Genomic DNA, 12,105 nt, shown 5'->3' with positions numbered 1-12,105 from the left:
AGCACATATTGTGAGGGCAATCTATGGAGAAAATGACTGAAAGGTGGAATAGACATGTTGAACCGCCAGTCTACATTTTCTTTATCGCTAATCCTTTGCTTTGTGCTGGCCATTGTCCCGGGGTGTGGGATGCTCCAGCATGATCGGACGCCGGAAGAAATATTTTCTCTGGCATTATCCGGCATAGCGGGGAAAGAGACGTTGACGTTTGAAGGGCAGGCTGGATTGAGACGAGAAAACAGTGGAATGTTTGAAAATCAATTTAAATTTGAAGGTAAGCTGGAAGACCATGACCGGCTGACGTTGCAGACCCGATTGCCAGGTGCCGTGACTGCAGCGGATTCAGGAGTAAGTTTGAATGCGGTGAAAAATAATGGTCAACCGAGCGGATTCAGTGCCTCTTTTCAACGTAAAAAAGGACAATGGAATGCTTTAACAGCGCAGCATGAACCATTACGTGGCTCCTTATCCCGTTTTAACCCCATTGCGCAATTAGAAAAGATCGATAGTATGAAGAAAACGATTCAGTCCGAATATGGTTCGGGGCGCCAAACACGCATATTGCGGATTGAGCTTGCGCCAGAGGACGCCAAAACCTGGGCTACAGACCAACTGACAGATGAGATGAATTCCATTCGGGCAGAGTACATGCACAAAGCGAGTCAAGTGAAAGGTGCGAGTAAGCAGAAACTTGAGCAGGAATTGCAAAAGGTATGGCAGCAGGGTGAGGACACGATGCAGAAGTTGATTCAAAAGGCTGAGGTGCATACGGTCTATCATCTGACGGTTGATCGCAAAACCAGCTTACCAATGCGCCTTTCCTCTGAGAGTCAGGTGAAATACACGGATAACAGTAGCCGAAGCAATGTAGAAGCACTGGTAACCGATGTGAACTTTAAATCATATCAATAAATAAAACCTGTGACTGCCTGCTGACGGGATGTCTGGTGCGTGCTACAATAGTAACGTAATTTACCGTTGTTCAATTCATTGAATGGCAGATGACAGGAGGATTTATCGAATGAAGGACCCTAGAATTCAGAAGCTTGCAGCGAACCTCGTAGGTTATTCTGTTGATGTACAGCCTGGCGAAAATGTATTGGTTGAGATGATTGGATCAGAACGTGATTTGATCAATGCCATTATTGAAGAAGTGGGCAAAAAAGGCGGTAACGTTTTTGTACAGTTGACAGATCGAACCGTTCAGCGTGTGATGTTGCAAAATGCTACGGAAGAGATGATGAAAACGTGGGCAGAGATTGATTTGAACCGTATGAAACAAATGGATTGTTATATCGGTATTCGTGCGGGAGAGAACGTGAATGATCTGTCCGATGTGCCGGAAGAAAAAATGAAACTGTACAACTCCCTGTATTCCCATCCGGTACATAGCGAACAGCGTGTCAAACATACAAAATGGGTGGTGCTTCGTTACCCTAACGCAAGCATGGCGCAACTCGCGAACACCAGCACGGAAGCATTTGAAGATTTCTATTTTGACGTATGTAACCTGGATTATGCAAAAATGGACAAAGCCCAAGACTCACTTGCAAGCCTCATGAAACGTACAGATAAAGTGCGGATTACGGGGCCAGGCACGGATCTGAGCTTCTCCATCAAAGATATCGGTGCAGAGAAGTGTTCCGGACAAAAAAATATTCCGGATGGTGAAGTATACAGCGCACCCGTACGCAACTCCGTTAATGGAACAATTAGTTATAATACACCGACGCTGTATAACGGAATTACGTTTGAGAATATCAAGTTTACATTCAAAGACGGTAAAATCGTAGAAGCATCCAGCAATGATACGAAACGCCTGAATGAAATTCTGGACTCAGATGAAGGTGCGCGTCATATCGGTGAGTTTGCGATTGGTTTCAACCCGCACATTTTGCACCCGATGAAAGATATTTTGTTTGATGAAAAAATTGCAGGTAGCCTGCACTTTACGCCAGGTCAGGCATATGAAGAAACAGATAACGGAAACCGCTCGTCCATTCACTGGGATCTCGTATTGATTCAGCGTCCAGACTACGGCGGTGGCGAAATCTATTTCGATGATGTGCTGATTCGTAAAGATGGCATCTTTGCCATTCCTGAGCTGGAATGTTTGAATCCGGACCAGTTGAAATAGGAACTGTATTTTGCAGTTGCTAGGAAAGCGGATTCACGGTATCATGTAGTGGTAATTAATAGATGATACCAAAAGTGAAAAGACGGAGGGATTCCTATGTCGAGTAATAACGCGGCTGTAGTGGAAATTGCTCAAACAGCAGGCAAGTTTACTTCTTCAATCGTGCTTCATTCAGAGAACAAGTATATTGACGTAAAAAGTATTCTTGGGTTGTTTACAACGCTGATTAGCACGCACAGTTATGAACTGCACGTTCATGGCCCGGATGCAGATGAAGCGAAGGCAGCAATGTCTGAAGTATTTGCAAAGCATGGGCTGAATGTAAACATCGCATCTGAATAACATCATTAAGAACACCTCTGCCTTCGGGTAGGGGTGTTTTTAATCATAGCAGAACACAATGTCCGTTAGAGTGAATTAGACAAAGCGAGAAAAGGCTGTAACAGAGCTCACAACTCGTGCGGTTATTTTGGTCAGGTTCTTGTATTAGCTCTTCATTTCGTCTAATATTAGAGGTAGAACGTCTTTACGCGATTTTGGGACATAGGGGGGAAATGATGCATGACTTCATCTGATCTGCAGGACCAGCTGAACCTGAAAGCAATCAATCTTCTTCAAGAAGATGCAGATAAAATACAGAAGCTTATTGAAGTACAGATGGAGAATCTGGCTACCCGCTACTGCCCTCTCTATGAGGAAGTATTGGATACACAGATGTATGGGTTCTCCAAGGAAGTTGATTTTGCTGTCCGTGCAGGGCTCCTTCCGGAAGGTACAGGTAAGCAGATGGTTAGCGCGCTTGAGCGGAACTTGGCGATTTTATATGAAGCTTTGAACAAAAAGAATGAGCAATAGCCTGCAATTGCGCGGGTCAGAATAGAAGGCATGCACATTCCGTTGCATGCTTTTTTTGTATGTGTTGATGTATATGTCTAGTGTTGCAGTAGGCGTAAAAAGACAGCCGGGGAAGTAGTCCCTCGGCTGTCTCTTGATGTACGCAGGAGTGGTATAACGTTTATCAACAGTTCTGTTATACCAGGAAGAATGAGACACCTAGAATGACATACACAACAAGCAGAAGCAGACCTTCATACCAGTTGGTGGAGCCATCCTGTGTGATCGATTTGGCAATAAAAACAGACACACCGATGGCGACCAGTTCAATGGTGGTAAACACGATATCCATCGTACGACCCGTAAAATAGCTTACAAAGATCAGCACTGGAGCTACAAATAGTGCGATTTGCAAACTGCTGCCTACGGCAATTTCAACAGCGGCACCGATTTTATTTTTCATCGCAAGCATGATGGCCGCACTGTGTTCGGCTGCATTACCGATAATGGCCACGAGGAACGCACCAACGAACAGCTCACTTAGTCCAAACTCTGAAGTAAATACCTCAAGTGTGCCAACCAGCCATTCACTGACAAAGGCGACCATAACGGTAGCGATCACGAGATAGAGGATCGACTTTTTCTTCGACCATGCAGGAGCATGCTCATGAGGCAATTCTTCGTCCTGGTCATCCGTTACATCGGCAAGATAGCTTTTATGCGTGACCATAGAGAAGATAAGCCACGCAATATAAGCCAGGATAAGCAAGCCAGCCACAATGAGACTGAGTGTGTTCGTATCCCGCTGTGTGATAGAGTGGGTGTTCAGGAATACGGCCGGGACGAACAGGGCAATGATGGCAACGATCATCAGGGAGCCGTTGAGGCCCGCAAGCGAAACGTTGTAATTCTGTGTTTTATACTTTAGTCCGCCGGCAAAAATGCTGAGTCCCAGCACGAGTAGCAGGTTACCGATAATGGACCCGGTCAGACTGGCTTTGACCATGTCGAACAAGCCCTCTTTTACGAGGAAAATCGCAATAATGAGTTCGGCTGCATTGCCAAAGGTTGCATTTAGGAATCCTCCTAATCGTTGACCGGCATAGTGGGCTACACTTTCGGTCGCTTTACCTAAAAAACCGGCCACGAAAATAACCGAAATGGCAGATATCACGAACTGCAGAATCGAATCCCATTTCAAGAAGTGGGCGATGGCACTGAGCGCAAAAAATGCAATCAGCAAAAAGGATGAAATCCGGTTTCTCACAAAAAACACCTCGGTTATATACATATTTTGTTTTGAAATTCACGTTATGTAACTATGCGATTAATTTCATATTTCAATATAACCAAAGGGGGGCAGGTTGTAAACGCATCTTTTACAGTTAAATTTGCTTTTTAGGGTGGAAAGGATTTAAAATACGAGTAACGAAGTGAAGGAGGATGTGGCATGGCAGAACAACTTCAAATGGAGAGCGGAAACATCCGGATTGCCGATGACGTGGTTGCGAAAATTGCTGGAATGGCTGCAATGGAAACGCCTGGAATCGCCGCAATGTCTGGAGGTTTGTCAGAGGGCTGGGCGAAGCGTCTCAGTGGTAAAAACGTACAGAAAGGCGTAGGCGTGGAAGTCGGTCAGCTGGAAGCAGCCATTGATCTGCGTATCATCGTCCTGTATGAAACTCCGATTCATGAAGTTTCCCGTATGCTCCAGCAGAATGTAAGAGAAGCGGTAGAAACGATGACCGGACTACGTGTAGTCGAAGTGAATGTGAAGGTTGAAGGTGTCTCTTTCAAAGGCGACGACCTGTAAATCTTTAGACTCCACGTAAGGTATGAACAAATCTATGTTTTGTTCCTTATCTTTATACAAAAAAACACAAAAAAGACTTTGCATCCATCAGATGCAAAGTCTTTTTTCATTCCATTAGCGAACTCGGCGAATCGAATCCCGTGAACGAAGTGCCGGGGAGGTGCGTGTCTGCACCGTTACCGATTTCGTTTTTTGTTCCTTAATTGCTTCTAGGTTATTGGTCCGTGAAATACTTAGCACAATACCCATCGCCACCATCATGACAAAGAGTGAAGTCCCCCCATAACTGATAAACGGAAGTGTAACTCCCGTTACAGGTATCGTTTGAGTTACCCCGCCAATGTTGATGAAGGCCTGGATCGCAATAAGCCCCATGATACCTATACCCACCAGCGTTCCGAAAGGATCAGGACAACGTAGGGAGACGATAATGCCTCTCCAGATAAAGTACAGATAAATGAGCAGGAACAATGCACTCCCGATGAAACCGAGCTCTTCTCCGATGACGGAAAAAATAAAGTCATTATAGGCATTTGGCAAATAATGCAACTTCATGGTGCCTTGTCCAATACCCGAACCTGTAATACCGCCGTCCCCGATGGCAACCAGAGAACGGTAGAGGTTGAGACTTCCGCCATTGATATCAGACTCTGGATTAAGGAAGGCTTGAATACGTCCAATTTTGTAGTTTTGCTCTGCTGTCACTGTTGTTGTGCTGTCCAGCGCAGGAGTGTCCGGAGACATGGAGGAAAAGAGGGCACTGGCTCCAAAGGCAAGTGCACCACCAAGCGCAACTAATAAAATAGAACCCAGGATGTGCTTCATGTTAGCTCCACCAGCGTAAATGACAAGACCGCAGGTAGATACCAGAATGAAACAGGTACCAAAGTCAGGTTGCAACATAATCAATCCTGCAATAAATCCGACGATGAACAGGACAGGGAAATATCCGGTCTTGAAATCACGGAAACGTTCACCTTTTTTGGTGATGAGTGCTGACAAATATAAAATAATTGCAATTTTGGCGAACTCTGCAGGCTGCAAACTGAATCCAAACACGCGAATCCAGCTTCTTGCACCATTTAACACGGCACCGGATACCAAGACAACTAAGAGTAGTGCGGTGGTGAACAGGAAAAACGGTGCATAGAGCTTTTTGTACTTGTTAAAGCGGATATTCATGGCAAAAAACATGCCAACCAGACCGATCATCGCCCACATAAGTTGTTTTTTCGTGAAGTAAAGGGCATCGTTGTTAAAACTTTCGCTTGCGATTGCGATGCTGGAACTGGAGCTAAATACCATCACCAGTCCAAAGCCCACCAACAATAAAGTGAGGATTAGCAGTTGAAAATCCGGCGTGCCTCTCTTCGTTCTCGTCTGGGCCGTTTGTTGTTTCATAATCTGGCCCGCCTAAGCTTCGAGCAGTTCTTTGAGCTGCTGCAATTTTTGGGTGGCCAGCTTCACGACTGGCTGCGGAACGGAAGAGTCGTAATCAAGTCCATGCGGGAAAGTAGCTTTGCCCAGATAAACGGCTTCAACGGCCAGAACCGTATCGGGTTTCTCCAGTTTGCCTTCTACCGCGCGCGTATTAATGCGTACAAAGTATTCTGAGTTGGTTTGTTCATCTTCGATTTTGTAGTCATATGTAGCACGGTAATATTCCCATTGCCACCGGACGAATCCGACTTTCTCGGCGCTCTCATCCAGGTATGCCAAGTCGCTTTTCAAGCCATCCAAGCCTGTATTCTCAAAAATCATAAGCGTTTGATCCTCCTCATAAGCTTCCGAGTATAATTCTCGTGTGTTTCTCTAGTTCATGATAGTATGTTTCCCCTTCCCGTGCAAGCTTTCCGAAGGCCTTTCGTATCGGTTTTCGTTCAATTCTGCTACAATATACTGCAATAGGTTTGAAGAGGAAGGTTTGGGGCTATGAACAAGCCCTGCTGATGATCGAAAGGATGGGGTTACATGACAAATCAAATATGGTGGGAAGATCTGCAGATCCATATGGTGGAATGGCGGCGTCACCTTCATCGCAATCCTGAAGTTTCCTTTCATGAGGAGAAAACATCCTCTTTTGTGGCAGATATGCTGGAGAGCTTTGGCATTGAGGTGAAACGTCATATAGGTGGCCATGGGGTGATTGGAATACTTCGCGGGGACAGGTCAGGGCCTGTAGTCATGCTTCGCGCTGACATGGATGCATTGCCGATGCAGGACGAGAAGGATGTGGAATATGCTTCACAGCAACCTGGAGCGATGCATGCTTGCGGCCACGATGGTCATATTTCAATGCTTCTGGGAACCGCGCTTTATTTCAGTCGTCATAAGCAGGAAGTGCAGGGCGAGATTCGGTTTCTGTTCCAGCCAGCGGAAGAGTTGTTGCCGGGTGGTGCAGTTCAGGTCATTGCAGACGGAGCCCTGGAAGGGGTGGATGTTATCTATGGCATTCATCTATGGACACCGCTTCCCGTTGGCATTGTTGCAAGCACAGCAGGACCGATGATGGCTGCGGCAGATGACTTTTACATTGATATCAAAGGAAAAGGCGGTCACGGCGGCATGCCGCAAGCTACCGTTGATAGTGTCGTTGCGGGCTCTGCGCTTGTGATGCAGCTTCAGACTATCGTTAGCCGGTCCGTTGATCCGTTGCGCCCGGCAGTACTAACGATTGGCACGATGCAGGCGGGATCTGCGCAGAATGTGATTGCGGAGCAGTGCAAGCTCAGCGGCACGGTGCGAACGTTTGATGACGAGACACGGATGAATATGAAAGAGCGTGTGCTATCTATGGTGGCACAAACTGGGGCTGCTTATGGTGCGGAAACACAGGTGAAATACATCATGGGGTATCCGCCGGTGGTTAATGATGCGCAGGAGACTGAACGTTTCTTTAATGAAGCAACGGCGATATTTGGCCCAGACCGGGTGCAGAACTCTCCGATGCTGATGCCTGCAGAGGACTTTGCGTATTATTTGCAAAAGTTGCCGGGGTGCTTCATGTTTGTCGGTGCGGGTAATCCGGAGAAAAATGCAATGTACCCTCATCATCATCCGATGTTTGATTTTGACGAGGACGCCATGCAGACGGGCGTGAAACTGTTTGTGGCAATGGCGAAAGGCTACGCAACCGAATGCTGAGAACTATAGTTGGGCATCCTGAACATACCAAGGGTATGGACAGGGTGCTTTTTTTGTTGTGTATGAAATGAAGTTTTCGGTCGGAGTATACGAGTTAGATCTTTGTTCGAATGATATAGATTAGGAATGGATGTGGGAAAGATGGAGATGTTCAATCCGCAGGGAGCTTGCATTGTACAGCGTGATTTCACGGTATTGCTCGAAGTGGGGCATCCCGAGTTTGAAACAGCCAGAGCCGAGCTCAGTATGTACGCGGAACTCGTAAAGACACCTGCGACGTTTCATACCTACCGGATCACCCCGTTGTCGCTGTGGAATGCGGCAGCACTAGGCTGGAATTCTGAATGGGTGATCAAGAGTCTTGAGAACGTGTCACGCTGGAATGTACCTGCGGCACTCGCTCAGGATGTGTGCAGAATAATGGAGCAATACGGCAAATTAAAGTTACATGCCGAGCCGGACCATGCCAAAATGCGCCTGACTAGTGAAGACGAGCAATTGTTGGATGATTTGAGCGACATCAAATCGATATCTGCTTTCCGTATGGAACGAACGAGCGTGAACGAGCTTGTGTTATCGGGAGAAAAGCGTGGTTTATTGAAAAGGGAACTGACACGTCTTGGTTACCCTGTATTGGATTATGCCGGTTATCGGAAAGGGAGCGAACTTTCATTTGGCTGGCGGCCTAATATTACTGAATCAACGACTAGTATGTCTAGTAGATGCGGTGAGGGAAAAAGAGCTACATTTGCGCTAAGACCTTATCAACAGAAGGCAGTGGATGCTTTTCAAGACGGTGAAGGTATCGGGGGGAGCGGACTTCTCGTACTGCCCTGCGGAGCAGGCAAAACGATTATTGGCATGGCTGTGCTGGAACGGTTGCAATGTGAATGTCTTATTCTAACGTCCAATACAACGTCTGTCCGGCAGTGGATACAGGAAATTCAGGATAAAACAACGATAAATGCGGAACAGATCGGAGAGTATTCGGGGCAGAAAAAGCAGGTGAAACCGGTGACGGTGGCAACGTATCAAATTTTGACGCATCGAAAATCTAAAGCTGCCGATTTCACTCACATTCATCTTTTACAAGAGAGAAAGTGGGGGCTGATCATCTATGATGAAGTGCATTTGTTGCCTGCTCCGGTGTTTCGGGCTACTGCGGACATTCAGGCCACTCGTCGTCTGGGTTTGACCGCCACGCTTGTTCGTGAAGATGGATGTGAACAGGATGTATTCTCGTTGATCGGCCCCAAATTATATGATATGCCATGGAAAGAGCTGGAGCAGCAAGGTTGGATTGCAGAAGTGAAGTGTCAGGAAGTGAGGGTACCCTTGTCCCCTGAATTAAGATCAACTTATGTGCAGGCCGAGGGTAAGCATCAATTTCGTCTGGCAGCTGAAAATCCGGCAAAATTAAAGGTTGTAAAGCGTTTACTGGAACGACATCAAAATCTACCGACACTTGTCATTGGGCAGTACCTTGATCAGCTTGAGATGATTGCCCGGGAAATTGATGCACCTCTAATCTCTGGATCGATGTCACAACAGGAACGGATTCACTGGTTTTCTGCTTTTAGAAAGGGGGAAATTCGTACGATTGTTGTATCCAAGGTTGCCAATTTTGCGGTTGACTTGCCGGATGCTGCCGTAGCCCTCGAAATCTCTGGTAGCTTTGGTTCCAGGCAGGAAGAAGCCCAGCGGCTTGGACGGATTTTACGCCCCAAAGCAGGTGAGAACAAAGCTTATTTCTATGCACTGGTTTCCGAAAATAGCAAGGAACAGGAATTTGCGTTAAATCGCCAGATGTTTTTGGTAGAGCAGGGTTACGAATATGCGATTGTGCATGAGCAGGACAAGGTTCATTAACATGTTGCAGAAGGGAAGGGAAATGCTGATGTCTGATCTGGAATTTGAAGTGGAGAAATCGATGCAATCGAGAAAGTTGGCTGATCTGGCACAGTGGTCTGCACTTACGTCAGCGGAGCAACGGGTGCTTGGTGCTCTTTTTCACAAATATGCGGGTCAAACGTTCTCTTCTCTTCTGCCTTCGGAGGTTTGGGCTAAGGAAGGGTTAAGTGGAGCTGAAGCGAAGCTTGCTTTTGCCATGTTACGCCGTAAACAATGGATTAAATCCGTACATAAAAGCTGGGGAGAATGCTCTTTTCATATCCCTGAATGTCATCTGGCAACATTGACCTTGTCGTATACAAGTCGCGTGGACCGCATTGTTGAACCGATGGTCGGTTCTGTCAGGCGTGTCATTAAGGAAGGAAAACCGCATATCGCAGGGGAATTACTTCATCTTCTTGCTTGGATTGATAGAGAAGGTCTGCCTGTCACTGGAAAAGGTACAATACATAAGAGAACGGTACAAAAGTTAAGCACATTAACGATCATGTCTCCAGAGGATTTCGAACCGTTGGAGATTGCGTATGATCATAAGGCATTATACCCGGTGCATGTAGTTATTTTGCTGGATTTACTGCTCTGCTTAAACTTGGTGCAACAAACAGATCGGGGTTTCGAAATCAGGCAAGATAAATTGCAACAGTGGATCAAGTTATCCTGGTTCGAGATGCATGGTGAAGTGTTTAGAGTATGCATGGAGCGATATGGGACGTCCGGATCAGAAATGCAACATTCTCGCTATCAGCTCGCGGTACTTACGCCTGGAGTGAATCAATGGTTCCGTGTACTGTTCGGAGGAGGTAATTCAGGGTTTCAAGGCTGGTTGCAAGCTTTAGCTGGCTGGGGGTTTGGTGAAGTCGGTGAGAATGAGAATGGGGAGGCTGCATTTCGCTGGTTGATCGATCCAGCCGAATTCTTGAATAGGGGAGTAGACTGTGGTGCTTATCATGCAGATAGGCTACACAAGCAGGGGGAGATACACTACGGCAAATTTTATGTGCAGCCCGACTTTGAAGTTATGGTGCCGCCCGATGTGCCAGCTGAAGTCTGCTGGAGACTCGAACAATACTGTGAACGGATCACACGCGACCAGATGTCAATCTATCGTTTAACCAAGGCCCGGGTGGAAACCGCTGCTGCGAGTGGAGTGAAGTGGGAAGGCATCGCTGATTTTTTACAGAGACATGGACAAGGGGAGTTGCCCGGCCAAGTATTTGTTACGTTGAAGGACTGGGCAACAGTCGGAGAGAATGTTCAAGATAAGCAAGATATGCTGATATTTGCTACGAATCCGGATCACCCTGAACAGCGGAACTCCCTTTTCTTTTACAACGGTGAGACTCAAGGCTTATTGCAATTCCCATTGATGCCTGGTATGACGGTGGACTACGATGAGGATGGGTCTGACTATGATGCGATTGAAAAATCGGCATGGAACGAGAGGAAGGCTGATGTACCTGAGACTTGGCACAGGGAATGGAGAAAGTATCACCTGTCGACTGAGCGCCAAATTGCAATGCAAGCCATCGAATGGCAAGTGAAACTAGGAATTCAAAAGGGGAAGGATGCGTTTGTTCTTATTCCGCATCAGGTGAAAGAGCAAGAGCGATGGATACTGGAAGGATGGTGCATCCTTGATCCGCACGAAACTGCATCGCGTACGGAATGGCGAACATTTACCCCGGAAGACTGGGATGCAATGCGTCTTATTCTACCGGATGATGTCTAGTTTAGTGGAAAAACTCTTCTTAACCTTTCATGGATATGCTATGATGAAGAAGTCTACGTTAAGTAGAACTTTATATATAGATAGGATGAATAATTCATGAGCGTAGCGGAAATAAACACGGTCGATATGGCCCAAGTGTTAACGGGCGCATATGAACTGGGCGACATGATTAACCAATCTGCCGAAGTATCGGATTATTTATATTGGAAGCAGCAAGTCGAAACAAGTTCTGAGATTCAAGAGGGCATCCGCAGATTAAATGCCAAGAAAGAGCTTTTTGAAGAAACACAGCGTTTTGGCCATTTTCATCCTGACTTTCATGCAGCGAAGGATCAGGTGAAAGCGATCGAGAAGGAACTGGAATCTTTTGAAGCTGTAGCTCGTTTCAAACAGGCTGAGCAAGCTTTGGATGAGATGCTGTTTCAGATGTCCGAAACCATTGCTTTTGCTGTATCGAGCACGATTAAGGTGCCAAGCAACGATCCTAATCCTAAAGGCGGCTGTGGTAGCGGCGGCAAATGTGGATGCAGTTAAACC

At 46.5% G+C, this 12,105-nt stretch carries 12 protein-coding genes; 9 read left to right on the top strand and 3 right to left on the bottom strand.

The window, feature by feature from the left end; all coding sequences use genetic code 11:
- Positions 1-54 precede the first annotated feature (54 nt).
- The 4 genes from MHI38_RS06535 to MHI38_RS06520 all read left to right on the top strand — a co-directional run bounded on the left by MHI38_RS06535 (position 55) and on the right by MHI38_RS06520 (position 2,992).
- Positions 55-912, top strand: coding sequence for a hypothetical protein (locus tag MHI38_RS06535; RefSeq protein WP_253492893.1), 858 nt, complete (start codon positions 55-57; stop codon positions 910-912).
- A 109-nt stretch (positions 913-1,021) separates the two neighbouring features.
- The gene (locus tag MHI38_RS06530) at positions 1,022-2,137 is read left to right on the top strand and encodes an aminopeptidase (RefSeq protein WP_154957720.1); all 1,116 of its coding nucleotides are present in this window, start codon (positions 1,022-1,024) and stop codon (positions 2,135-2,137) included.
- A 96-nt stretch (positions 2,138-2,233) separates the two neighbouring features.
- Positions 2,234-2,479 carry an HPr family phosphocarrier protein gene (locus MHI38_RS06525; RefSeq protein ID WP_090923662.1) on the top strand — a complete coding sequence of 82 codons (246 nt, stop codon included), beginning with the start codon at positions 2,234-2,236 and terminating at the stop codon, positions 2,477-2,479.
- Positions 2,480-2,698: 219 nt separating this feature from the next.
- Entirely contained in the window at positions 2,699-2,992 is a 294-nt protein-coding gene (locus MHI38_RS06520) for a YlaN family protein (protein ID WP_090923661.1), read from the top strand.
- A 175-nt stretch (positions 2,993-3,167) separates the two neighbouring features.
- Here MHI38_RS06520 and cax read toward each other — a convergent pair whose 3' ends face one another.
- Positions 3,168-4,262 carry a calcium/proton exchanger gene (gene cax, locus MHI38_RS06515; RefSeq protein ID WP_260510923.1) on the bottom strand — a complete coding sequence of 365 codons (1,095 nt, stop codon included), beginning with the start codon at positions 4,260-4,262 and terminating at the stop codon, positions 3,168-3,170.
- 159 nt (positions 4,263-4,421) lie between these two features.
- On the opposite strand from cax, the gene MHI38_RS06510 reads away from it, so the two are divergent.
- Positions 4,422-4,784 (top strand): Asp23/Gls24 family envelope stress response protein, encoded by a 363-nt coding sequence (locus tag MHI38_RS06510; protein WP_090923659.1) that lies wholly within the window; start codon positions 4,422-4,424, stop codon positions 4,782-4,784.
- Between the two features lie 114 nt (positions 4,785-4,898).
- Here the strand turns inward: MHI38_RS06510 and ftsW are convergent, their stop codons facing one another.
- Together ftsW and MHI38_RS06500 are read right to left on the bottom strand one after the other, a co-directional pair.
- Positions 4,899-6,185 carry a putative lipid II flippase FtsW gene (ftsW, locus tag MHI38_RS06505; RefSeq protein ID WP_090923658.1) on the bottom strand — a complete coding sequence of 429 codons (1,287 nt, stop codon included), beginning with the start codon at positions 6,183-6,185 and terminating at the stop codon, positions 4,899-4,901.
- Positions 6,186-6,197: 12 nt separating this feature from the next.
- Positions 6,198-6,545 (bottom strand): YugN family protein, encoded by a 348-nt coding sequence (locus MHI38_RS06500; RefSeq protein ID WP_090923657.1) that lies wholly within the window; start codon positions 6,543-6,545, stop codon positions 6,198-6,200.
- Positions 6,546-6,755: 210 nt separating this feature from the next.
- On the opposite strand from MHI38_RS06500, the gene MHI38_RS06495 reads away from it, so the two are divergent.
- The 4 genes from MHI38_RS06495 (at position 6,756) to MHI38_RS06480 (ending at position 12,102) form a co-directional block, all read left to right on the top strand.
- Entirely contained in the window at positions 6,756-7,928 is a 1,173-nt protein-coding gene (locus MHI38_RS06495) for a M20 metallopeptidase family protein (protein ID WP_154888294.1), read from the top strand.
- 141 nt (positions 7,929-8,069) lie between these two features.
- Positions 8,070-9,797 (top strand): DNA repair helicase XPB, encoded by a 1,728-nt coding sequence (locus MHI38_RS06490; protein ID WP_445667203.1) that lies wholly within the window; start codon positions 8,070-8,072, stop codon positions 9,795-9,797.
- A 28-nt stretch (positions 9,798-9,825) separates the two neighbouring features.
- Entirely contained in the window at positions 9,826-11,568 is a 1,743-nt protein-coding gene (locus tag MHI38_RS06485) for a helicase-associated domain-containing protein (protein ID WP_341181054.1), read from the top strand.
- A gap of 96 nt (positions 11,569-11,664) precedes the next feature.
- Entirely contained in the window at positions 11,665-12,102 is a 438-nt protein-coding gene (locus MHI38_RS06480; RefSeq protein ID WP_090923654.1) for a YlbF family regulator, read from the top strand.
- The last annotated feature ends 3 nt before the right edge of the window (positions 12,103-12,105 follow it).

Origin of the sequence: Paenibacillus sp. FSL K6-1558, assembly GCF_038002565.1 — a bacterium.
Lineage (GTDB): Bacteria > Bacillota > Bacilli > Paenibacillales > Paenibacillaceae > Paenibacillus > Paenibacillus polysaccharolyticus.
Note: the sequence above shows the minus strand (reverse complement) of the source record. Positions and strands in the feature narration are given on the sequence as shown.

Excerpts from the sequence above, each read along its gene's own strand:
- MHI38_RS06510 (WP_090923659.1), top strand. The coding sequence starts at position 4,422 with ATGGCAGAACAACTTCAAATGGAGAGCGGAAACATCCGGATTGCCGAT.
- ftsW (WP_090923658.1), bottom strand. The coding sequence starts at position 6,185 with ATGAAACAACAAACGGCCCAGACGAGAACGAAGAGAGGCACGCCGGAT.
- MHI38_RS06535 (WP_253492893.1), top strand. The coding sequence starts at position 55 with ATGTTGAACCGCCAGTCTACATTTTCTTTATCGCTAATCCTTTGCTTT.
- MHI38_RS06480 (WP_090923654.1), top strand. The coding sequence starts at position 11,665 with ATGAGCGTAGCGGAAATAAACACGGTCGATATGGCCCAAGTGTTAACG.
- MHI38_RS06530 (WP_154957720.1), top strand. The coding sequence starts at position 1,022 with ATGAAGGACCCTAGAATTCAGAAGCTTGCAGCGAACCTCGTAGGTTAT.
- MHI38_RS06520 (WP_090923661.1), top strand. The coding sequence starts at position 2,699 with ATGACTTCATCTGATCTGCAGGACCAGCTGAACCTGAAAGCAATCAAT.
- MHI38_RS06525 (WP_090923662.1), top strand. The coding sequence starts at position 2,234 with ATGTCGAGTAATAACGCGGCTGTAGTGGAAATTGCTCAAACAGCAGGC.
- MHI38_RS06500 (WP_090923657.1), bottom strand. The coding sequence starts at position 6,545 with ATGATTTTTGAGAATACAGGCTTGGATGGCTTGAAAAGCGACTTGGCA.
- MHI38_RS06495 (WP_154888294.1), top strand. The coding sequence starts at position 6,756 with ATGACAAATCAAATATGGTGGGAAGATCTGCAGATCCATATGGTGGAA.
- cax (WP_260510923.1), bottom strand. The coding sequence starts at position 4,262 with ATGTATATAACCGAGGTGTTTTTTGTGAGAAACCGGATTTCATCCTTT.
- MHI38_RS06490 (WP_445667203.1), top strand. The coding sequence starts at position 8,070 with ATGGAGATGTTCAATCCGCAGGGAGCTTGCATTGTACAGCGTGATTTC.
- MHI38_RS06485 (WP_341181054.1), top strand. The coding sequence starts at position 9,826 with ATGTCTGATCTGGAATTTGAAGTGGAGAAATCGATGCAATCGAGAAAG.